Annotated in this window: 19 protein-coding genes; 14 read left to right on the plus strand and 5 right to left on the minus strand. The window is 72.2% G+C overall.

The window, feature by feature from the left end; genetic code table 11:
• The first annotated feature begins 29 nt into the window (after positions 1–29).
• Positions 30–554 (plus strand): gluconokinase, encoded by a 525-nt coding sequence (locus ACH4K4_RS11140; protein ID WP_398166469.1) that lies wholly within the window; start codon positions 30–32, stop codon positions 552–554.
• Between the two features lie 53 nt (positions 555–607).
• Complete coding sequence (locus ACH4K4_RS11145; RefSeq protein ID WP_398166471.1) at positions 608–2,005, plus strand: gluconate:H+ symporter; 1,398 nt, start codon at positions 608–610, stop codon at positions 2,003–2,005.
• On the opposite strand, the gene ACH4K4_RS11150 is transcribed toward ACH4K4_RS11145, so the two are convergent.
• On the minus strand, positions 1,941–2,765 hold the full coding sequence (locus ACH4K4_RS11150) for an AraC family transcriptional regulator (RefSeq protein WP_398166472.1): 825 nt from the start codon (positions 2,763–2,765) through the stop codon (positions 1,941–1,943). The genes ACH4K4_RS11145 and ACH4K4_RS11150 overlap by 65 nt on opposite strands.
• Positions 2,766–2,819: 54 nt before the next feature.
• Between ACH4K4_RS11150 and ACH4K4_RS11155 the strand changes: the two genes are divergently transcribed.
• On the plus strand, positions 2,820–4,040 hold the full coding sequence (locus tag ACH4K4_RS11155; RefSeq protein WP_398166473.1) for an MFS transporter: 1,221 nt from the start codon (positions 2,820–2,822) through the stop codon (positions 4,038–4,040).
• Here ACH4K4_RS11155 and ACH4K4_RS11160 read toward each other — a convergent pair.
• A complete protein-coding gene (locus ACH4K4_RS11160; RefSeq protein ID WP_398166475.1) occupies positions 4,021–5,568 on the minus strand; it encodes an FAD-dependent monooxygenase in 1,548 nt (515 codons plus the stop codon). The two genes, ACH4K4_RS11155 and ACH4K4_RS11160, sit on opposite strands and share 20 nt — an antisense overlap.
• Positions 5,569–5,612: 44 nt before the next feature.
• On the opposite strand from ACH4K4_RS11160, the gene ACH4K4_RS11165 reads away from it, so the two are divergent.
• Positions 5,613–6,266 carry a TetR/AcrR family transcriptional regulator C-terminal domain-containing protein gene (locus ACH4K4_RS11165; protein ID WP_398167166.1) on the plus strand — a complete coding sequence of 218 codons (654 nt, stop codon included), beginning with the start codon at positions 5,613–5,615 and terminating at the stop codon, positions 6,264–6,266.
• Here ACH4K4_RS11165 and ACH4K4_RS11170 read toward each other — a convergent pair.
• From ACH4K4_RS11170 to ACH4K4_RS11180, 3 genes are read right to left on the minus strand one after another with little or no spacing between them, the layout of a single operon-like run.
• Positions 6,226–7,470, minus strand: a complete 1,245-nt coding sequence (locus ACH4K4_RS11170; protein ID WP_398166476.1) for an acyltransferase family protein — start codon at positions 7,468–7,470, stop codon at positions 6,226–6,228. The genes ACH4K4_RS11165 and ACH4K4_RS11170 overlap by 41 nt on opposite strands.
• Positions 7,467–8,840 (minus strand): polysialyltransferase family glycosyltransferase, encoded by a 1,374-nt coding sequence (locus tag ACH4K4_RS11175; protein WP_398166478.1) that lies wholly within the window; start codon positions 8,838–8,840, stop codon positions 7,467–7,469. The genes ACH4K4_RS11170 and ACH4K4_RS11175 overlap by 4 nt, the downstream gene beginning before the upstream one ends.
• A complete protein-coding gene (locus tag ACH4K4_RS11180) occupies positions 8,840–9,817 on the minus strand; it encodes a glycosyltransferase family 2 protein (RefSeq protein WP_398166480.1) in 978 nt (325 codons plus the stop codon). The genes ACH4K4_RS11175 and ACH4K4_RS11180 overlap by 1 nt, the downstream gene beginning before the upstream one ends.
• 223 nt (positions 9,818–10,040) lie before the next feature.
• Here ACH4K4_RS11180 and ACH4K4_RS11185 point away from each other — a divergent pair, with 223 nt between their 5' ends.
• From ACH4K4_RS11185 to ACH4K4_RS11230, 10 genes are all read left to right on the plus strand, one after another.
• A complete protein-coding gene (locus ACH4K4_RS11185; protein WP_398167168.1) occupies positions 10,041–11,333 on the plus strand; it encodes a DUF6716 putative glycosyltransferase in 1,293 nt (430 codons plus the stop codon).
• A 53-nt stretch (positions 11,334–11,386) separates the two neighbouring features.
• The gene (locus ACH4K4_RS11190; protein WP_398166481.1) at positions 11,387–12,613 is read left to right on the plus strand and encodes a cytidylyltransferase domain-containing protein; all 1,227 of its coding nucleotides are present in this window, start codon (positions 11,387–11,389) and stop codon (positions 12,611–12,613) included.
• A gap of 21 nt (positions 12,614–12,634) precedes the next feature.
• Entirely contained in the window at positions 12,635–13,567 is a 933-nt protein-coding gene (locus ACH4K4_RS11195; protein ID WP_398166483.1) for an N-acetylneuraminate synthase family protein, read from the plus strand.
• A 77-nt stretch (positions 13,568–13,644) separates the two neighbouring features.
• The gene (locus tag ACH4K4_RS11200) at positions 13,645–14,751 is read left to right on the plus strand and encodes a hypothetical protein (protein WP_398167170.1); all 1,107 of its coding nucleotides are present in this window, start codon (positions 13,645–13,647) and stop codon (positions 14,749–14,751) included.
• 182 nt (positions 14,752–14,933) lie between these two features.
• Entirely contained in the window at positions 14,934–16,157 is a 1,224-nt protein-coding gene (locus tag ACH4K4_RS11205) for an amidohydrolase (protein WP_398167171.1), read from the plus strand.
• 640 nt (positions 16,158–16,797) lie between these two features.
• Complete coding sequence (locus ACH4K4_RS11210; RefSeq protein WP_398166485.1) at positions 16,798–17,829, plus strand: BMP family protein; 1,032 nt, start codon at positions 16,798–16,800, stop codon at positions 17,827–17,829.
• Positions 17,830–18,092: 263 nt separating this feature from the next.
• Entirely contained in the window at positions 18,093–19,604 is a 1,512-nt protein-coding gene (locus ACH4K4_RS11215) for an ABC transporter ATP-binding protein (protein WP_398166487.1), read from the plus strand.
• Entirely contained in the window at positions 19,601–20,731 is a 1,131-nt protein-coding gene (locus ACH4K4_RS11220) for an ABC transporter permease (protein ID WP_398166488.1), read from the plus strand. Before ACH4K4_RS11215 ends, ACH4K4_RS11220 begins: the two co-directional genes overlap by 4 nt.
• Positions 20,728–22,011 (plus strand): ABC transporter permease, encoded by a 1,284-nt coding sequence (locus ACH4K4_RS11225; RefSeq protein WP_398166489.1) that lies wholly within the window; start codon positions 20,728–20,730, stop codon positions 22,009–22,011. Before ACH4K4_RS11220 ends, ACH4K4_RS11225 begins: the two co-directional genes overlap by 4 nt.
• A gap of 14 nt (positions 22,012–22,025) precedes the next feature.
• A complete protein-coding gene (locus tag ACH4K4_RS11230) occupies positions 22,026–22,448 on the plus strand; it encodes a cytidine deaminase (protein ID WP_398166491.1) in 423 nt (140 codons plus the stop codon).
• Positions 22,449–22,524 lie beyond the last annotated feature (76 nt).

The raw sequence follows: 22,524 nt of genomic DNA on the forward strand, positions 1-22,524 counted from the left end.
ATGTCAAAGAGGACAGCGAGGTACACGGGATGAGCACCCACGTCATCGTCGTGATGGGCGTGGCCGGCACCGGCAAGACGACGATCGGGCCGCTGGTGGCCGCCGGCCTCGACGTCCCCTACGCCGAGGGCGACGACTTCCATCCCCCGGCCAACATCGCCAAGATGTCGGCCGGCACCCCGCTGGAGGACGCCGACCGGTGGCCCTGGCTCGACGCCATCGGCGCCTGGGCCCACGGCCGGGCCGGCCGGGGCGGCGTCGTCAGCAGCTCCGCGCTCAAGCGGGCCTACCGCGACCGCCTGCGGGCCGCCGCGCCCGGCATCGTCTTCCTGCACCTGACCGGCGACCGGTCGCTGATCGCGTCCCGGATGGCCGAGCGCAAGGGCCATTTCATGCCCACCGCGCTGCTGGACTCCCAGTTCGCCACCCTGGAGCCGCTCGGCGCCGACGAGGCGGGCGTCGCCGTCGACGTGTCCGGCACCCCGCAGGAGATCGCCGAGCGCGCCGTCACCGCACTGCGCCACTACGACACCGGCCGGACCACCCCCGCGTAAACCGCTCCGGGGCCACCACCACAACCAGTACCAGTACCCCTTAGGGAACAGCCGTGACACATCTCAGCGTCGAGATGCTGGCAGCGGACGCGACCGAGCCGATCACCTCGGCCGGTCACGCGCAGCTCGGCATCGCCGTCCTCGCGGGCATCGCCGTCATCGTCCTGCTCATCACCAAGTTCAAGCTGCACGCCTTCCTGTCCCTGATCATCGGTTCGCTGGTGCTGGGCGCGGTGGCGGGCGCACCGCTGGACAAGGCCATCGCCAGCTTCTCGTCCGGCCTCGGCAGTACGGTCGCGGGCACCGGCATCCTGATCGCGCTCGGCGCGATCCTCGGCAAGCTGCTCGCCGACTCCGGCGGGGCCGACCAGATCGTCGACACGATCCTGGCGAAGGCGAGCGGCCGCGTGATGCCGTGGGCGATGGTGCTGATCGCGGGCATCGTGGGTCTGCCGATCTTCTTCGAGGTCGGCATCGTGCTGCTGATCCCCGTGGTGCTGCTGGTCGCCAAGCGCGGCAACTTCTCCCTGATGCGCATCGGCATCCCGGCGCTGGCCGGTCTGTCCGTCATGCACGGCCTGATCCCGCCGCACCCGGGGCCGCTGGCCGCCATCGACGCGCTGCACGCCAACCTGGGCGTCACCCTGGCCCTCGGCGTGGTCGTCGCCATCCCCACCGCGATCGTGGCCGGCCCGCTCTTCTCCCGTTACGCCGCCCGCTGGGTGGACATCCACCCGCCGGAGAAGATGGTGCCCGAGCGCGCCTCGGGCGAGCTGGACAGGCGCCCCGGCTTCGGGATCACCGTCGCCACGGTGCTGCTGCCCGTCGTGATGATGCTGGCCAAGGCCTTGGTGGACGTGGTCGTCGACGACAAGGGGACGACCGTCCAGCGGGTCTTCGACGTGGTGGGCTCGCCGCTGATCGCGCTGCTCACCGCCGTCATCGTCGGCATGTTCACGCTGGGCCGGTCGGCCGGCTTCACCAAGGGCCGGATCGCCACCACCGTCGAGAAGTCCCTGGCCCCCATCGCCGGCGTGCTGCTGATCGTGGGCGCGGGCGGCGGCTTCAAGCAGACCCTGGTGGACGCGGGCGTCGGCCAGATGATCCTGGAGCTCTCCAAGGACTGGAACATCTCCACGCTGCTGCTGGCCTGGCTGATCGCGGTCGCGATCCGGCTCGCGACCGGCTCCGCGACGGTGGCCACCATCTCCGCCGCCGGCCTGGTGGCGCCGCTCACCGCCGACATGTCCACCACCCACACCGCCCTGCTCGTCCTCGCCGTCGGCGCCGGTTCGCTGTTCTTCAGCCACGTCAACGACGCGGGCTTCTGGATGGTGAAGGAGTACTTCGGCATGAACGTCGGCCAGACGCTCAAGACCTGGTCGCTCATGGAGACGCTGATCTCGGTCGTCGGGATCGTGTGCGTCCTGCTGCTGTCCCTGGTGTTGTAGGGCTGACGAGGGCCCGGTGGGCGCCCGGCGTGTGTCCGAACGACCGGCGGAACGCGTCGGTGAAGGCGCTGGCCGAGGCCCAGCCGCAGCGGTGCGCGATCGCGGTCACGGACAGCGCCGGGTCGTCCCGCGTCAGCAGCAACAGGGCGTGGTGCAGGCGCAGCTGCGTACGCCACTGGGGGAAGGTCATGCCCAGGTCGGCGCGGAAGAGACGGGCCAGGGTCCGTTCGCTCGCCCCGGCGCGGGCGCCCAGCGCGGCGAGCGGGCGCGGGTCGGCGGGGTCCTCCCGCAGCATCGCGCAGACCGCCGCGAGTCGCGGGTCGCGGGCCCTGGGCAGGTGCAGGGCCTGGAGCGGGGCGTGGCGCAGCTGGTCGAGGAGTACGGCCAGCAGGCGCCGCGCCTCCGCCGTGCGGCGGCTGCCCGGGCCGCTGTACGCGATGATCAGCTCGCGCAGCAGCGGGCCGACCGCCAGGACGGCGGGCCGGTCCGGACCCAGCGGATCGGCGTCCACCGGTACGCCCACGGTGTGCAGGTCGGTGTCCCCGTGCGCCCGGTGCTCGTGCACCGTTCCGGCCGGGATCCAGATCGCGCGGGTGGCCGGGGCGACCCAGCTCCCGGCGTCCGTGGTCACGGTCAGCACCCCGCGCCCCGCGTAGACGATCTGGTGGATGTCGTGCGCGTGCGCCGTCACCTCGGAACCCTGCGGCAGAAAACGGGTGATGGTCGTGACGTGCGGCGGGTGATGGCGGAAAACCGGCATGACGTGGCAGCTTATTGGAAGCCCGCCACCGGGTGCGGTCACGACGATCGACGCATGACGACGAAGCGAGCGGCCGCCGCCCGGCGGCCCGTCACGATGACGGCCGTCGGCCACGCGGCGGTGGACTTCTACCAGGGCGCCGTACCGGCCCTGGTGCCCTTCCTGGTGGCCGAGCGGCACTACGGCTACGCCGCCGCCTCCGGCATCGTGCTGGCCGCCACCCTCCTCTCCTCCCTCGTGCAGCCCCTGTTCGGCTCGCTCACCGACCGCTGGACGATGCCCTGGCTGATCCCGGTGAGCACCCTCTGCGCCGGCGTGGGCATCGCCCTGTCGGGACTCGGCGACTCCTACGTCCTGACCTGCGCCGCGGTGGCCCTCTCCGGAATCGGTGTGGCCGCCTACCACCCGGAGTCCGCACGGCTGGCCCGTGTCGCGAGCGGCGGCAGCCATGTCGCGATGGGCTGGTACTCCCTCGGCGGCAATATCGGCTTCGCCCTCGCCCCGGCCGCCGTCGGCCCGCTGCTCTCCGCGGGCTCGCTGAGCGCGTCGCCGTGGCTGGTGGTTCCCGCGGTGGCGGGCGTCCTGCTCACCGCGTCCGTGATCCGCGCCCTGGCGCCCCGGGCGGCCGTGGCCAAGGCCACGGCACGGTCGGCGGGCCGCGACAACTGGCCGGAGTTCCTGCGGCTGACGGCCGTCATCGTCTGCCGTTCCATCGTTTTCGTGGGCCTGAGCGCCTTCGTCGCCGTCTACGCCCAGCAACGTGTGGGCGGCGGCGCGACCGCGGGTTCGGCCGCGCTGTTCGTGCTGTTCGCGGGCGGTGCGGTGGGCACCGTGCTCGGCGGCCGGCTGGCGTCCCGGTGGGGCCGGGTCCGTACGGTACGGATCGCCTACGCGGCCACCGTCCCGGCCGTCGCCGGGCTGGTCCTCGTCCCCGGCCCCGCGCTGTACGTCTTCGCCGCCCTTTCGGCCACGGCCCTGTACGTACCGTTCTCCCTGCACATCACGCTCGGCCAGGACCTGCTGCCGAACCGTATGGGCACCGCGAGCGGCGTCACCCTGGGCCTGGCCGTCAGCGTCGGCGGCGTCGCCTCCCCGGCCATCGGCGCCCTCGCCGACACCACGGGCCTGCGGACCGCCCTGCTGCCGCTGATCGCGCTGTGCGCCGTGGCCTGGCTCGTCGCGCGGACGCTGACCGAGCCGGGCGAGGGGGACCGGCGTCCGGCACCCTCCGGGGAGGGTGCCGGGCAGGCCGCCACTAGCGTGCCGCAGCCGTGAGGACGCCGAACCGGGCCAGCTCGTCCGGCAGGCCGGAGGCGTCGTCGGCGGCGTAGGCCACGTAGCCGTCGGGCCGTACGAGGAACAGGCCCTCGCCGTACGCGTCGCGGGCGTGGCCCCCGGCGTCGAGCAGGTCGGGGGCCTGGCCGCCGACCCGCAGCGTACGGATCGTCTCGCCGTCGAGCGCCGGAAGGCCGGCGTCCCCGACGGCCAGCAGGGTGAAGTGCGGGCCCTGGAAGACCTCGAAGAGGCGGCGCGGGGTGCCGTCGGGGGTGGTGCAGGGCGCGTCGGGGGCCCGGTCCCCGGCGCGCAGGGCGCCGTCGGCGAGGCCGGCGCGCCGCTCGGCGGTGAGCGGTCCGTCCGGGTAACCGACATCCATCTGGTGGAGGTTCTTGTCGCGCCGCATGTTGCCCGTGCGGTGCAGCCGGGTGCTGGTCTCCAGGATGCCGGCGGCGATCGGCAGCCGTTCGGCCTCGTAGCTGTCGAGCAGGTCCTCGGGCGCGCCGTGCCGGATGACCTGGCCCAGCTTCCAGCCGAGGTTGTAGGCGTCCTGGACGCTGGTGTTCAGGCCCTGGCCGCCGGCGGGGGAGTGCACGTGCGCCGCGTCGCCCGCGAGGAAGACCCGGCCGACCCGGAAGCGGTCGGCCAGGGCGGCGTTCGGGCGGAAGGCGGAGGCCCACAGCACCTCGCCCAGCTGGTCGAGGGTCAGGTGGGTGCGTTCCGCGATCAGCTTGCGCACGCCGTCGGGCGAGGTGTCCGGTTCCGCGTCGGGGTTCTCGTAGCCCGCCATGAGCAGGAAGTAGTCGTCCCGCGGGGCCGGGAGGAACGCGACGAAGTCGGTGGCCCGGAACTCGCCCCACATGTGCCAGTGCCGCCGGTCCAGCCCGTCGAGGCGGATGTCGGCGGTGAGCATCGGGTACGGGGCGACGGACCGGCCGGTCATGGTGACGCCGAGCGCCTTGCGGACCGTGCTGCGCCCGCCGTCGGCGGCGACCAGGTAGGAGGCGCGTACCGTGCGGGCGGTGCCGTCGGCGCGCACGACGCGGGCCGTGACGCCGTCCGCGTCCTGGGTGAAGGACTCCAGGCCGGTGCCGAACGCCACCGTGCCGCCCAGCTCGGTCAGCCGCGCGTACTGGACCTCCAGGTTCCGCCACTGCGGGACCATCAGCGTGGTGCCGTACGGAGCGGTCGGCGTCGGGTCGTTGGGCACGATCATCTCGCGCTCGTCGACCATGCGGTCGTTCTCCCAGATGCCCGCCGCCGGGTACGGCCCGCCGGCGGCCCGCACGGCGTCGAGCACCCCGAAGTCCTCGTACACCTCCTGGGTGCGGGGCTGGATGCCGCTGCCGCGGGTGCCGGGCGCCAGCCGGTCCAGGCGCTCCAGGACCAGGGCGCGCACGCCGCGCCTCGCGAGGTCGAGGCCGAGGGCCAGGCCGGTGGGCCCCGCGCCGGATATCAGTACGTCCACGTGGTCGGGCAGGGCGTCGGAGGGGACCGGGTACGCGTCCTTAACGTTGTTAAGTGCCATGCTTCCGAGGGTGCGCTTAACGGTGTTAAATTGTCAACGTGGCTATGAGACTTGACCGAAAACTGGTGGCGGACACCGCCCTGCGGCTGCTGAACGACGTCGGCCTCGAAGGGCTCACGCTGCGCCGCATCGCCAAGGAGCTGGACGTCCAGGCGCCCGCGCTCTACTGGCACTTCAAGAACAAGCAGGAGCTGCTCGACGAGATGGCCACCGAGCTGTACCGGCGGATGACCGAGCCGTTGCTCGCGGCCGGCGGCGGCTTCGGCGGCGACTGGAAGGGCATGCTCACCGCGTCGTGCCGGGACATGCGGCGCACGCTGCTCGATTACCGCGACGGCGGCAAGGTCTTCGGCGGTACCCGGATGCGCGACTGGGCGCCGATGCGGCCCATGGAGATCTTCCTGGCCACGCTGACGGAGGCCGGGTTCACACCGGACCGGGCCGCGCGCGCCTGGTTCACCACGTACGCCTACACCATCGGCTACGTGATCGAGGAGCAGTCCGTCTTCCCCCTGCCCGGCGCCCCGGAGCGCGACCCGGCGTACGACCAGGAGGACCGGGTGCGGCGCCTGGGCGCCGACTACCCGCTCACGGCCGGGGCGGGCGCCGAGATGTTCGGCGACACCGCGCGCGGGTTCGAGGACGGCCTGCGGGTCGTCATCGCGGGTATAGAGGCCGTGCTGCTGCACGACCGGTAGGCCGCGGGTCGATCGCCCGCTTCAGTACGGGCGTGAGCGGGCGCTCCACCCAGCGGTGCAGCATCCACGCCAGCACCAGCATCAGCCCGACCGTCAGGACGAGGACCGCGTACGACGGCAGCCGCAGACCACCGTGCAGCGCCCGCACGGCCACCCAGCCCAGGTGCTCGTGCACGAGATAGAACGGGTACGTCAGCGCCCCGGCGACGGTCAGCCAGTGCCGGTTCGCCCACCGCATCCGGCCCAGCGCGATCGCCGCCACCAGGGCGAAGCCCGCCGTGACGATCGCGACGATCACCAGCGCCGAGCGGTAGGAGAAGGCGCCGGGGGAGGGCGGGTGCCAGAGTCCGGCCACCGCGTAGTGCTGGCCGGTCAGCCAGCTGACGCCCACCACCGCCCACGCCACCGGGTCGCGCCCGCCGTAGCGGTGCAGCAGATAGCAGCCGATGCCGCCGATGAAGAACGGCGCGTACTGCGGCATCAGCACGACGTCCAGCGCCGGGACGCGCGCGGCCTGCGCCAGCGCCGCCGCCAGCGTCCAGCCCGCGCAGAACAGCACCACCCGGCGGCGCGTCGCACCCGGCAGGACGACGCAGAGCGCGAACAGCGCGTAGAACCGCATCTCGGCCCACAGCGTCCAGCACACGCCCAGCACCCGCTTCGCGCCCAGCGGTTGCTGGAGCATGGTCAGGTTCGTCAGCACGTCGCTCGGGCCCAGCGCCTCGAACGCCACCCACGGCAGCGCGAAGACGGCCGTGACCAGCAGGACCGCGACCCAGTACGCCGGATACAGCCGCGAGACGCGGGAGGCGGCGAAGGCACGCAGCGAACGCCCCCAGCCGCTCATGCAGATGACGAAGCCGCTGATGACGAAGAAGATCTGGACGCCCAGGCAGCCGTACGCGAACACCACGTGCAGCGTGGGGAACTGGTGCGCCGGCGAGCTGCCCCACGCCTTGGCTATCTCGCCGCCCCGGCCGCCGAGATGGTAGGCGGCGACCATGAGGGCGGCGAGCAGCCGCAGCCCGTCCAGGGCGCGCAGGCGCGGCGCGCCGCGGAATCTCTTGCCGGGCGGGGCCGCCGCGCCGCCGCGTACGTCCGGCGCGGCGTGCGTCGGCCGGGGCGGCAGGGTGGACACGGGGGACGCGGACGGGCCGGGGACCGCGGCGGGCGGCGGCACCTCGGCGGGAAGCTGTGCGGTCATCCGAACGCGGCCCGCTTCTTCAGGCGCCGCTGCATCGCACGCGCCCGCCGCGCGACCCGGCGCACGGCCGCGTTGCGGGGGATGAAGGACAGCTGGGACGGGAGCGCGCCGGGCAGCGCGAGCGCGGTCAGCCGGCGGCGCTTGAAGTAGCGCCGGGTGCGCTCGTTCAGGTGGGCGGCGAGGTAGCGCTCGGCGACCGGGCGCAGGTCCGGGTAGATCTGGTTTTGCATCGCGTAACCGACCGCGCCCACCAGCCCGTTGAGGTGGGTCGGCGCCGGATGCGCGCCCGGCCCGTCCGCCAGGTCGGGCACCAGCGCGTCGACGAGGGTGACCGGGATGCGGTTGCTGTTCTGGTACGGGGTCAGGCGCTCCAGCAGCAGGGCCGTGCCGGTGCGGGCGGTCGGCAGGCCGTAGAACGCGGACGCCGTCAGCAGCGCGGTGGAGAAACAACCGACCACGAGTGCGGGCCGCGTCCGCCGGTAGAGCACCTCGGCGAGGACCGGCACGTCCAGCACGGTCAGCGCGACGCCGAGACGTTCCGCCTCCCGCTCCAGCGACCGCGACCAGCGGGCCGGCGCGGACGGGTGCGGTTTGAACACCACCTCCGTGTGCCCGCGGCTGGCCACGCCGCGCAGCATCCGGGCGTGCAACTCCTCCTCTTCCTCCGGCGTGAGGATGCCCAGGGCCGACAGGTACTGCCCGAGGAGCAGCGCGGCGCCCTCCGGCACGTCGCCCAGAGCCGGTACGCCCGGCACCCCGGCCAGCTCGTCGAGCACCGCGCGGAAGGCGTCCGCCGACACGGTCTCCGAGGGGACCCCGAACTCCGTGAGCAGCAGCGGCTTCAGGCCCGGCACCAGGTCCAGGTGCAGCAGGCGGCGGATGCGGGTGCCGACCAGCGGGTCCAGCTTGCTGCGGGTCGGCCCGTAGCTCATCAGCCCGTCCGCGTACACGTCGACCGGCGCGTCGGGGAAGAGCTGCGCCAGCGCCAGCGCCGGGTGCACCTGGACGGACTCCACGACCAGCTCGACCGGGTCCTCGCCCAGGTCCCACAGCAGCCTCAGGTGCCGTTCCCACAGCGGCACGTCGTCGGAGCGCGGGGACCAGCCGCCGGGGTGGAACGGGCTGATCGTCTCGTTCCACGACAGGACCCCGTCGAAGCGGCCGCGCAGCCGCTCGAAGCCGGGCATCCGGTCCAGGGGCGTGGACGTCTCGGGGGTCGCGGCGTTGTTGCTGACCAGCAGCAGCCTGCGGGCGGCCGGCGCGAAGCGGTCCGTGTCCAGCGCGGCGGCGAGCGTCGCGGCGCCGTACAGGGTGGACGCCAGGAAGATCTGCGTACGCGGCCGGGCCGGTGCGCCGGTGCGGGCGGCCATCAGGCGGCCACCTCCGCCGGTACCGGGCGCCGGCGCAGCCGTCGCAGACGGGAGGCGCGCTGCATGTCCATCGAATCCAGTGCTTCCTTCAGTACGTCCTGCGGCATTCTCTTCAGCGCCGCCGCGCTCATCGCGCGCAATTTACGGGCGACCTGCGGCTCGAATCGTTCGATCGAGCCGAGATGGTGGGAAATGATGGCGCAATAGGTGCGTACGGCCTTGGGCAGCAATCGCTCCGCGTCCCGGTCCTGCGCCGTTTCTTCGATCACCTGATCAAACGCGCGGATGAAATCGAGCTGCCGTACGTCCCCGATCTGCGTGAGCGAAGAAGCCACCCCGCGCCGGTAGAAGACCCCGAGCAGCCCGGAAACCGCCATCGACCGGGCCTCGCGGTGCAGCCGCCAGATCCACGGCCGGTCCTCGGCGGTGCGCAGCCCGTGCCGGAAGTGCAGCAGCCCGTCGTCCAGCAGCCTGCGGTGGTAGATGCCGGCCCAGGCGAAGGCGTAGTCGACGGAGGTGGAGCGGTCGGCGGGCAGTATCACCTCGCGCGGGTCCAGCACGACGTTGCGGCGGCCGTGCGGCACGCGGTGCACCGAACGGGCGCGGCCGGTGCACTGGACGTGGTCCGTACGCACGAAGTCACACCCCAACTCCTCGATGACGGACAGGAGTTGATCGTAGTAACCGGGCGCCAGCCAGTCGTCCCCGTCCAGGAACGCCAGGTACTCGCCGCGGGCCGCGTCCAGGCCGGTGTTGCGGGCGGTGGCCAGGCCGCCGTTCTGCTCGTGCCGCAGCACTCTGGCACCCGGCAGCTCGCCTTCGGCCCGCGCGAGGATCTGCGGCGTCTCGTCGCGTGAGCAGTCGTCGACGAGCAGGAATTCGAAGTCCTCGCGGGCGTTCGCCGCCAGGCTTCGCAGAGTGTCGGGCGCATATGTCTGCACGTTGTAGAACGGCACGACGACAGAGAGCTTAACCACCCGGGTGACGTTAGGCGCGGTCCCGGCATTCGTCTTGACGGGACGCGTACCCCGGCGTGAACGAAGAATGGCGGGATGGTTAACCGGGCTGTCCGCCCTGTCGGTTGGGCAATCGGCGGCGCGCTGTTAACCCGTTGTTGCGGCCGAGTTGGCCCGCTGAACGGAACGCCTTCCTAGCGTTTTCGTCGTGCCCACTCGTACCACTTCCCAGCCGCGTGTCGCGGTGCTCGCGGATTCGGATACCCGCTGGAAATGGGGCGCTTTGACAGCGTACCGCATCCAATCGGACATCCAGCTGGACGGATATCTGCTCCGCGGCCGCGCCACCCCCACGGTCCGCCAGCTCCGAGAGGTCGGCGCCCGTGCGGACACGCTGCGCGAAATCCGCGGCGCGGACTTCCTGCGGCTGATGAAGGACACCACGCGGTACGACGTGGTCGTCCTCGCCTGCGTCGGCGGCGCCGTCCAGGCGATGCTGCACGGCCTCGCCCGCGTCTGGGACGGTGCGCAGCGGCGGCCCGTCGTCGTCACCGGCTACGTCGGCGTCGTCTACGAGAAGCTGGCCGACGGCCTGCTGCTGCGGCACGGCGCCGACGTGGTCCTCGCCAACTCCCGCCACGACGCGGACCGCTTCCGCGCGGTGTACGAGGGCGTCGGCGCCGACGGCGGCAGCGTCGTCGAATGCGCCCTGCCCTTCCTGGGCGGCGCCCCCTACGAGCCCGCCGCCGGCGGCCGCCCGTACACGGTTGTCTTCGCCGCCCAGCCCTCCGTACCGGACCGCCGCGAGGACCGTACGTACCTCCTGCGCCGCGCCGCCGAACACGCCCGGCGCCACCCCGGCCGCGAAGTCCTGATCAAGCTGCGCAGCAAGCCCGGCGAACACACCACGCACATCGAGGAACTCCCGTACCAGAAACTGGCCGCCCGCCTCCCCGGCGGCCTGCCCCCCAACTGCCGCCTGGCCTACGGCAACATGGGCGAGATCCTGGACCGCACCGACCTGATGGTGACCGTCAGCTCGACCGCCGCCCTCGAATCCCTCCACCGGGGCATCCCCACCGCCGTCCTCACCGACCTCGGCATCCGCGAAGCCCTCGGCAACCACCACTTCCTCGGCTCCGGCTGCCTCGCCTCCTGGGACGAACTCGACGCCGGGCACCGCCCCGCCCCCGACCCGGGCTGGCCGGACCGCCAAGGCGTCGCCCCCGGAGCCCGGTACGTCACCGCCTTCGACGCGGCACGCGCCCGCGTCACCGCCCTGCGCACCGCCGACCGCCTGCCGCCCCTCACCCCGTACTACACACCCCGCACCGCCCCCGGATACCTCCCCGGCATCCTCGCCCGCTACGGCCTCGACCCCCAGGGCGAACCGCTGCCCGGACAGGCCGCGGAGCCCGCCGAGGCCGGCGGGCTGCGCCGGCTCGCCCGCGACACCGTGCGCGACGCCGCCCGCGGCGCGTACCGCCACGGCGTGCAGCGCGTCGCCCCCGCCATCCGCCGCTGGGGACAGCTGTGAGCCGCCCACCCGCCCGCCCCCGGAGCCCGCACGGCCCCCGGAAGGAGCCCGCAATGCCGACCTCACCGAGCCGTACGGCCACACCCACCGTCGTGGCCGTCATCCCCGCCCGCGGCGGCTCCAAGGGCGTACCCGCCAAGAACCTCGCCGCGGTCGGCGGCGTCCCGCTGATCGCCCGCGCGGTCCGCGAATGCCGCGCGGCCCGGCTCGTCACCGACGTCGTGGTCTCCACCGACGACGCGGGCATCGCCGCCGCCGCGCGCGGCGCCGGCGCCGTGGTCGTGCGCCGCCCGGGCGACATCGCGGGCGACACCGCCACCAGCGAGGCCGCCGTCCTGCACGCCATGGACGCGTACGAGGCCGAGCACGGCAAGCCCGTCGACGCGGTCCTCCTCGTCCAGTGCACCAGCCCCTTCCTGGTCCGCGAGGACATCGACGGCGTCGCCGCCGCGGTCGTCGAGACCGGCGCCGACAGCGCGCTGACCGTCGCGCCGTTCCACGGCTTCGTATGGCGCGAGGACGCCGACGCGGGCCCCGCGACCGGCACCACCCCCACCGGTACCGGCGTCAACCACGACAAGTCCTGCCGCCCCCGCCGCCAGGACCGCCCCCAGGACTTCCTGGAAACCGGCGCCGCGTACGCCATGGACGCCGCCGGCTTCCGCGCCGCGGGACACCGCTTCTTCGGCCGCACGGAACTCGTACGCACCGACCCGGCCCGCGTACTGGAGATCGACGACCCGCACGACCTCGCCCGCGCCCGCGTCCTCGCGCCCCTCCTCGACACCGCGCGCCCCGGCGCGCTCCCGACCCGCGACGACATCGACGCGGTCGTACTCGACTTCGACGGCACCCAGACCGACGACCGGGTGCTCGTCGACTCCGACGGACGGGAAATGGTCGCCGTGCACCGCGGCGACGGCCTCGGCATCGCCGCCCTGCGCAAGGCGGAGCTGAAGCTGCTGATCCTGTCCACGGAAGTGAACCCGGTCGTCGCCGCACGGGCGAACAAGCTGCGCCTGCCCGTGCTCCACGGCATCGACCGCAAGGACCTCGCCCTCAAGCAGTGGTGCGAGGAACAGGGCATCGCGCCGGAACGCGTGCTCTACGTCGGCAACGACGTCAACGACCTCCCGTGCTTCGGCCTCGTCGGCTGGCCCGTGGCGGTCGCCGGCGCACACGACGTCGTACGCGGCGCCGCCCGCGCCGTCACCTCCACCCCCGGAGGCAGCGGCGCGATCCGCGAGATCGCCTCGTGGATTCTCGGCCCGACCCTCTAACGAAGTAAGGAACTCACCCAGATGACCAGCAACTCCCGCCTCCGCACCCTCGGCGACCGGCTCGTCGGCCCCGGCCGCCCCGTCTACGTCACCGGTGAGATCGGCATCAACCACAACGGCGACCTGGAGAACGCCTTCGCGCTGATCGACGCCGCCGCGGACGCCGGCTGCGACGCCGTGAAGTTCCAGAAGCGCACCCCCGAGATCTGCACCCCGCGCGACCAGTGGGACATCGAGCGCGACACCCCCTGGGGCCGGATGACCTACATCGACTACCGCCACCGCGTGGAGTTCGACGAGGACGGCTACCGCGCCATCGACGAGTACGCCAAGAAGCGCTCCATCGCCTGGTTCGCCTCCCCCTGGGACGTGGAGTCCGTCGCCTTCCTGGAGAAGTTCGACGTCCCCTGCTACAAGGTCGCCTCCGCCTCCCTCACCGACGACGAGCTGCTGCGCGCCATGCGCGCCACCGGCCGCACCGTCGTCCTCTCCACCGGCATGTCCACCCCCAAGCAGATCCGGCACGCCGTAGAGGTCCTCGGCAGCGACAACATCGTCCTGTGCCACGCCACTTCGACCTACCCCGCCAAGGCCGAAGAGCTGAACCTGCGCATGATCCACACCCTCCAGGCCGAGTACCCCAACGTACCGATCGGCTACAGCGGCCACGAGACCGGCCTGCAGACCACCCTCGCCGCCGTCGCCCTCGGCGCCGCCTTCGTCGAGCGCCACATCACCCTCGACCGCGCCATGTGGGGCTCCGACCAGGCCGCCTCCGTCGAGCCCCAGGGCCTGACCCGCCTGGTCCGCGACATCCGCACCATCGAGGACTCCCTCGGCGACGGCGTCAAGAAGGTCTACGACAGCGAGCTGGGCCCGATGAAGAAGCTGCGCCGCGTCGCCGGCGTCGTCGCCGAGGCCGAGGCCGCCGACCGCGAGCCGGTCTCGGTCTGAACGCCGTGAGCTCACCAGACGGGGCCTGCGGCCCGCCCCAGGAGGCGGCGGGGACTCCCGTCCGCCGCCTCCTGGGGATACCCCGGCAGCACCGCAGACCCGGCGCCGGGACGCAGGACACCCGCGCCGCCAGACGGGACGCCCGGCGCGCGGCCGCCGGCACCCTCGCCTTCGTGGAGAGCCCGGTACAGCTGCTGAACGTCCTGGAATGGGCGCACAGCGAACAGGCCGCCGCCCTCACCGTCGTCGTCCTCGCCCCGCACGACCCGATGACCCGCGGCCAGCTCCGCCGGATGGCCGAACTCGCCCGCGACGAAGGCTTCTCCGTACGCTGGGAAGAAGCGCGCGGCGGCGCGGGCGCACCGCTGCGCACCATCGGCGGCCTCACCCCGCAGCTCAGGCGCACCGGCCGCGTGGTCATCGGCGACCCCTTCTCGCGCTACGTCCAGCTGCTCCTGACCCTCACCCGCGCCCGCGACCTCGTCGTGGTCGACGACGGCACCGCCACGATGGAGTTCATCACCCAACTGGCCAACGGGGAACGCCTCGTACGCTGGCACCGGCACGGCGGCGGACGCGGGCCGCGCGACGTCCTTTTCGCGCCATTCTCGGCCGCCGCCCGCCGCCGCCTCACCCCCGCCGGAAGCGGACGGCGCACCATCGGCCTCTTCACCTCCATGCCCGTCGCGCCGGCACCGGGCATCCACGTCCGCTCGAACGAATTCGCCTGGACCAGACGGCGGTTCGGGCCGCCCCGGCTCACCCGCGGCACCGACATCGTCGGCACCTCCCTCGTCGAGACCGGCGTCGTCGACCCCGACCACTACCTGGAAGCCGTCCGCTCGCTCGCCCGCACACACGGCGCCACCCGCTACTTCGCCCACCGGCGCGAGTCCGCCGGCAAACTCCACCGGCTCGCCGGCGAAACCGGCCTGCAGGTCGTACGCCCCGACCTGCCACTGGAACTCATCGCCCGGCGCGGGCCCATCGGGCGCCTCGTCCTCAGCTTCCCCTCCACCGTCGTGCACACGCTGCCCCTCGCGCTCGCCGGAACCGGCGCCCGCGTCGCCGTGTGCGACATCGACCCGGCCTGGCTGACGGACCAGGCGTCACCACGCGCCGAAGGGTTCCTCTCCGGAGTCACCGGCACGGCCAAGGACGTCCAACGGCTGCCGGCCCCGTGACACCCGCCGCGCGTCCGGCCCGAACGATTCCGCGAAAAAGCGGAACCAGTACTGGTACCCCCGTGATGACCAGTCCATGCGCCGGGCGGCCTAGATTTCCTTCCCCTATCGGGCTGAACTTTTGTTGATCGAGGGACAGTTGCCCCAACCACCCCCGTACCCTTCAACGGGTGAACCACTTGATGTCCCGCGAGGCCGAAACCGAAGACGCCCCTGCCGGGGAACCCCTCCCCGGCGCGCTGCCGGAAGAGCTGCGCGCCGAACTCATCGCCTTCCGGCGCGACTTGCACATGCACCCCGAACTCGGCAACCAGGAGTTCCGGACGACCGCCGCGGTCAAGACACGCCTGGAACAAGCCGGCCTCACGCCACGCGTCCTGCCCCTCGGCACCGGCCTGACCTGTGACATCACGCCCGGCCTGACACCGTGGGACAGAACCCGGCCCATGCTCGCGCTGCGCGCCGACATCGACGCGCTGCCCATCCCCGACACGAAGACGGTGCCCTACCGCTCGACCGTCCCCAACCGCGCCCACGCCTGCGGCCACGACGTCCACACCACCGTCGTCCTCGGCGCCGGCCTGGTCCTCGCCGACCTGGCCCGCGAAGGCCTGCTGCCGCGGCCGGTACGCCTGCTCTTCCAGCCCGCCGAGGAAGTCCTCCCCGGCGGCGCCACCGACGCGGTCGAGGCCGGAGCGCTGGACGGGGTCGGGCGCATCCTCGCCGTACACTGCGACCCCCGCGTCGACGCCGGCCGCATCGGACTGCGCACCGGCGCCATCACCTCGGCCTGCGACCGCCTGGAAGTCCACCTGGACGGCCCCGGCGGCCACACCGCCCGCCCCCACCTGACCACCGACCTGGTCACGGCCGCCGCCCGGGTCGCCGTCGACGCCCCCGCCCTCCTCTCCCGCCGGGTCGACACGCGGGCCGGGCTCGCGGTGACCTGGGGACGCCTGGAAGTGGGCCACGCCTGCAACGTCATCCCGCAGCACGCGGAGCTGGCCGGCACGGTGCGGTGCCTGGACCTGGACGCCTGGCGGGAGGCGCCGGACCTGGTCCACGCGGCCATCGACGAAATCGCGACGCTGCATGGGGCGAAGTGCCAGGTCAACTACGTACGGGGCGTGCCGCCCGTAGTGAACGAACCCGTCTCCACCCAACTCCTCCACGACGCGATGACCGCCCGCCGCGGCCCGCACGCCGTCGAAGGCACCGAGCAGTCCCTCGGCGGCGAGGACTTCTCCTGGTACCTGGAGCGCGTCCCGGGCGCGATGGCACGCCTGGGCGTACGCCCGCCGGGCAGCAACGCGCGGTACGACCTCCACCGCGGCGACTTCGACGCGGACGAATCCGCGCTGCGCGCGGGGGTGGAACTGTTTACGGCTGCGGCGCTGCTGTCGTAGCGACGCGCGCTGGCGCGCGTTTTGCGCGTTAGGCCCGGTGGGTGGCGGGGCCGGGGCCCCGCAGGGGGCACTCTCCCTCAGCCTCCGGCCGGGGGGGGACCCCCACACCGCACTCGCGAGAACCATGTCTTGAACGCTGAACCTGGCAGAAGCGAGCTGTCGGCTACGGGGAGCCCCCTGCGTGTCCCCGGCCCCGGGTCCGGTAGGCGGCTATCCCGCCGTCGTGGCCGAGGTCCACGGGCGGCGGTTGCGTTGCCGCACTTGGTTGCTGCGCTGCTGGCGGTTTTTCTTCTCCCCCACCCTCGCGCGGGGGTGCCAATCCGGCCGGAGGGGACGCGTAGGGGGGTGTCCCCGCAGCCGACAGCTCGCCACACCAGGTTCAGTGTTCAAGACATGGCGTCCGCGAGTGCGGTGAGGAGACGCCCCCCTGCGCGGCCCCGACCCCACCACAAACCAACGCACCCCCGCGCGACAGCGCAAAGCCGCGCGCAGCGCATACAGATCCACAGGAACGAATCGGTAACGCCACGCAGTGAAGGGTTTTGCGCCAGGTCTACGCGCGTTAATCTCCCGTCGAAGCCAGCGCCACCCTGGGCGCTGTGAGCGCCGACGTGGGCGCTGTGAGCGAAGGGAAAGACCCTTGCGTCGGGTCACCAGGTTTGCCGCCTCGGTCAGCGTCACCGCGTTTCTCGCGGTCAGCGCGACCGCTTGCGGTCAGAGCTTCGCCGAGGCGAACCGGGCCAGCCACGCCGGCGTCGGGCTCGCGTTCGACATCGGCGGGCGGGACGACCACTCCTTCAACGAGGCGGCCGCCCGCGGCACCGAGAACGCCAGGAACAAGCTGGGTGTCAACGTCAAGATGCTCACCGCGAAGAACGGCGAGACGGAGGCCGACCGTGAGCAGCGGCTTACCTCGTTCGCCGAAGCCGGGTACAACCCGGTCATAGGTGTCGGTTTCGCCTACAGCCGGTCCATCGAGAACGTCGCCAAGGACTTCCCGGAGACGACGTTCGGTGTGGTCGACGCCGTGCCGCAGGGCAAGAACGTGGACGCGATGGTCTTCGCGGAGCACGAGGGCTCGTATCTGGCGGGTGTCGCCGCCGCGCTCAAGAGCAAGAACCACAAGGTCGGCTTCATCGGCGGTGTGAACAACGCGTTGATCCAGAAGTTCCAGGCCGGTTTCGAGCAGGGTGTACGGGACACCGACCCGAACACCAAGGTCACGTCGCAGTATCTGTACCCCAACAACGACAAGGGGTTCAACGATCCGGCGGCGGCCAAGGCCAAGGCGAGCGGCATGCTGGACAGCGGCATCGACGTGATCTATTCCGCGGCCGGCCAGTCGGGCGCGGGTTCCATCGAGGCGATCAGCAAGCGCAAGGGCGCCTGGGCGATCGGCGTGGACTCCGACCAGTACCAGCAGCCGGGGCTGGCGAAGTACAAGGACTGCATTCTGACGTCGGTCGTCAAGAACGTCGACGTGGCGGTCTTCGATTTGATCAAGAGTGTCGAGGACGGCAAGCCGCTGACGGGCGTGCACGCGTACGACATGAAGAAGAAGGGCGTCACGCTCGCCACGTCGGGTGGGTTCATCAAGGACATCCAGCCGCAGATCGACGCCGCCCGGCAGAAGATCGTCGAGGGCAAGGTGAAGGTCAAGGAGACGCCGTAGCAGGGCGTGGGACGGTGCCGGTCCGGCACCGTACCGCCCATCGCGGCCGGGCCGTGCCCGCGCCTTCGACGCCGGTAGTCGCTGCCGCCGTCCGCCCGAGGACATGTCCGCCCGAGGACATACCCAGAACACGCCGTCCGTCCAGGACATGCCATCCCCGAGGGGAGTGCGCCATCAACGCAGCACCCACGACCAGCCGCCCGGCCGAGCCGGGCCCCGCAGCCGTCGAACTCCGCGGTATCACCAAGCGTTTTCCCGGTGTCGTGGCCAACCACGACATCGACCTGACCGTCCGCCGCGGTACCGTCCACGCCCTGTGCGGCGAGAACGGCGCGGGCAAGTCGACGCTGATGAAGATCCTTTACGGTATGCAGAAGCCGGACGAGGGCACCATCACGCTCGACGGGGAGCCGGCGGCGCTGGGCACCCCCGCGGACGCCATCGCCCGCGGCATCGGCATGGTGCACCAGCACTTCATGCTGGCCGACAATCTCAGCGTCCTGGAGAACGTCGTCCTCGGCGCGGAGAAGCTGCACGGCATCGGCGGCAAGGCCCGCGCCAAGATCATGCAGATCTCGGACGCGTACGGGCTCGGCGTACGGCCCGACGTCCTCGTGGAGGACCTCGGTGTCGCGGACCGGCAGCGGGTGGAGATCCTCAAGGTGCTCTACCGGGGCGCCCGTACGCTCATCCTCGACGAGCCGACCGCGGTCCTGGTGCCGCAGGAGGTCGACGCGCTCTTCGACAACCTGCGGGAGCTGAAGTCCGAGGGCCTGACCGTCATCTTCATCTCGCACAAGCTGGGCGAGGTGCTGTCCGTCGCGGACGACATCACCGTCATCCGGCGGGGCACCACCGTCGCCTCCGTGGAGCCGTCGAAGACGACACCCAGGCAGCTCGCCGAGCTGATGGTGGGCAGTGAGCTGCCGTCGCCGGAGACGCGCGAGTCGACGGTGACGGACACGCCGATGCTGGGCGTCGCGGACCTGCGGCTGTCGGCCACCGACTCCGACGGGGTCGTACGGACCGTGCTGGGCGGGATCACCTTCACGATCCACAAGGGCGAGGTGCTCGGCGTCGCCGGTGTCGAGGGCAACGGGCAGGCCGAACTGGTCGAGGCGATCATGGGCACGCGCGCTCTGGACGGCGGCACCGTGACGCTGGACGGGCAGGACCTCTCCGCCGCCAGTACGCGCAAGCGCCGCGAGGACGGCATCGGGTACATACCCGAGGACCGCCACCGGCACGGCCTGCTGTTGGAGGCGCCCCTGTGGGAGAACCGCATCCTGGGGCACGTCACCGAGCGGCCCAACAGCAAGGGCCGCCTGCTGGACCTGGCCGCGGCCCGTAAGGACACCGAGCGGATCGTCGCCGAGTACGACGTGCGGACGCCCGGTATCGAGGTGACGGCGGCCTCGCTGTCCGGCGGCAATCAGCAGAAGCTGATCGTCGGCCGGGAGATGAGCCACCGGCCCAAGCTGCTGATCGCCGCCCACCCCACGCGGGGCGTGGACGTCGGCGCGCAGGCGCAGATCTGGGAGCAGATCCGCGAGGCGCGCCGGGAGGGCCTGGCGGTGTTGTTGATCTCTGCTGACCTGGACGAGCTGATCGGGCTCTCCGACACCCTGCGGGTGATGTACCGGGGCCGGCTGGTCGCGGACGCCGACCCCGCGACCATCACCCCGGAGGAGTTGGGCTCGGCCATGACCGGTGCCGCCAGCGGTCACCTCACCGCTGAAGACGCTGACACGCGCGAGGGTGGTGACCGGGAGTGAAGACGCTGACCAGGTCGTTCACCAAGGACAAGGTGCTGCTGGCGCTCGCCGCGCCGCTGCTGGCGGTGGCCGCCGCCTTCGTCATCAGCTCGCTGGTGTTCCTGGCCTCGGGCGAGAACCCGCTGCGGGCCTACGGGATCATGGCCGACTACGGCCGCTACAGCGACAGCCAGGTCTGGATCGTCAACAAGGCGGTGCCGTACTACCTGTCGGCGCTGGCGGTCGCCATCGGCTTCCGGATGAACCTGTTCAACATCGGTGTGGACGGGCAGTACCGGCTGGCGGCCTTCGCGGCCGCGGCGGTCGGCGGCGCCATTGCGCTGCCCGGCGCGCTCCAGATCATCCTGCTCATCGTGATCGCGATGCTGGTGGGCGCCCTGTGGGCGGGCATCGCCGGCGTACTGAAGACCTCGCGCGGCGTCAGCGAGGTGATCACCACGATCATGCTGAACGCCATCGCCGCCTCCGTGATCGGCTACTTCCTCCAGGACGGCCGCCTCGCGATCAAGGACGGCAACCTGCTGCACACCAGGTTCCTGCCGGAGTCCAGCCACTTCTTCAGCTTCCCGACCCACCCCAAGCCGGTCTACGGATTCGTGGTGATCGCGGCGCTGGCGGGCTTCGTCTACTGGTTCGTGCTCAACCGCACCCGCTTCGGCTTCGACCTGCGCGCGGTGGGCGCCTCCGAACCGGCCGCCGAGGCCAGCGGCGTCAGCGTCAAGCGGATGGTCGTCATCTCCATGCTGCTCTCGGGCGCCGCGGCGGGCCTGGTGGGCATGCCCACGCTGCTCGGCGAGTCCTTCAACTACGGCACCGACTTCCCGGCGGGCATCGGCTTCACCGGCATCGCCATCGCGCTGCTGGGCCGCAACCACCCGGTGGGCATGGCCTTCGGCGCGCTGCTGTGGGCGTTCCTCGACCGCACCGGCTCCCGCCTGGAGTTCGAGGGGTACGCGCAGGAGATCGTCGGCGTGATCCAGGGCGTCATCGTGCTGTGCGTGGTCATCGCGTACGAGATCGTGCGCCGGTACGGGCTGCGCGCCCAGCAGCGCAAGGTCGGCGAGGAACTGGCCGCCCAGGCGCGTACGAACCCAGGTGAGAACGACAAGGCGGAGGCGACCGCGTGAGTACCGACCTCAAGCCCGCGGCCCGGCCCGGCGCCGGCGCGTCCGGCGGCGGCCGCCGCAAGCTGACCTACCCCGTCATCCTGCTGATCGTCGCCGGTGCGATCGTCGCGGTGTCCCTGCTGCGCGCGGTCACCGGCACCAACGACCTGACCTCGGCAGGGCAGTTCGGCGCGGCACTCGCCGCCGCCACCTCGATCGGGCTGGCCGGTCTCGGCGGCCTGTGGGCCGAGCGGGCCGGCGTGGTCAACATCGGCCTCGAAGGCATGATGATGCTCGGCTCGTTCGCGGCCGGCTGGATCGGCTGGCAGCACGGCCCGTGGGCCGCCGCGGCCATCGGCATCCTGGGCGGCGCGCTCGGCGGGCTGGTGCACGCGATCGCCACCGTCAGCTTCGGCGTCGACCACATCGTCTCCGGTGTCGCGATCAACATCCTGGCGCTGGGCGCCACGCAGTACCTGGCCACGCTGTGGTTCGGTGCCGAGGGCAGCGCGGCGATGCAGGCGGGCGGCAACGACAAGCAGTCGCCGCCGATGGCCGATATGCCGACGTTCAGCATCCCGGGCCTCTCGGACGGGCTCCAGGCCGTCGAGAACCACCACTGGTTCCTCCTCTCCGACGTGGCCGGCATCCTCGGCGGCCTGGTCACCAACGTCTCCTGGCTCACCGTGCTGGCCGTGCTGCTCTTCGTCGGCACCTTCTACCTGCTGTGGCGCTCGTCCTTCGGCCTGCGGCTGCGCTCCTGCGGCGAGGCGCCCGTCTCGGCCGAGTCGCTGGGCGTCAACGTCTACACGTACAAGTACGCGGCGGTGCTGGTCTCCGGCGCGCTGGCCGGCCTCGGCGGCGCGTTCCTCTCCATCAGCACGCACTTCTACCAGGACGGGCAGACCGGCGGCCGCGGCTACATCGGCCTGGCCACGATGATCTTCGGCAACTGGCGGCCCGGCGGCGTCGCGATGGGCGCCGGACTGTTCGGCTTCATGGACGCCATGCAGCTGCGCAGCGGCGGCCCGACCGTGCACGCGCTGCTGCTCGGCCTGGCGGCGCTGCTCGCCGTCCTCGCGCTGCTCCGGCTGCGCGCCGCCAAGCGCGCCCAGGCGTCGGTCGCGGGCGTCGCGGCGGTCCTCCTCGTGCTCTGGTACTTCCTCGCCGACGTGGTGCCGCTGGAACTGGTCGAGGCCAGCCCGTACATCGCCACGCTGCTGGTGCTGGCACTGTTCGCGCAGCGGCTGCGGCCGCCGAAGGCCAACGGCAAGCCGTACCGGCGGGGGCAGGGCGCATGACGCACGATGGCCGGATGAACGACGACCGAAGCGGCGGTGACCAGGCGCCGGTCGACTGGGAGCGGCTCCGCGAGGCGGCCCGGGACGCGATGTCCCGGGCGTACGCCCCGTACTCGGGCTACCCCGTCGGCGCGGCGGCCCTGGTGGACGACGGCCGTACGGTGGCCGGCTGCAACGTCGAGAACGCCTCGTACGGGCTCGCCCTGTGCGCCGAATGCGGCCTGGTCTCCGCGCTGGCCGCCACCGGCGGCGGCCGCCTGACCGCGTTCACCTGCGTCGACGGCCGGGGCGAACTGCTCGTACCGTGCGGCCGGTGCCGCCAGCTGCTGTACGAGCACGGCGGCCCCGGGCTGCTGATCGACGGCGGCGAGGCGGGCGTCCGGCGCCTGGACGACCTCCTCCCGGACGCGTTCGGCCCGCAGCACCTGGGCCGCTAGCGGCCGTCCGAGAAGCCCCTGGGTTCGCACCGCTTCCCGGCGGTGCGGGCCTCTCGATCTTCCGGCTCTATGCGTG

The organism is Streptomyces sp. NPDC017529 (genome assembly GCF_044329785.1).
Lineage (GTDB): Bacteria > Actinomycetota > Actinomycetes > Streptomycetales > Streptomycetaceae > Streptomyces.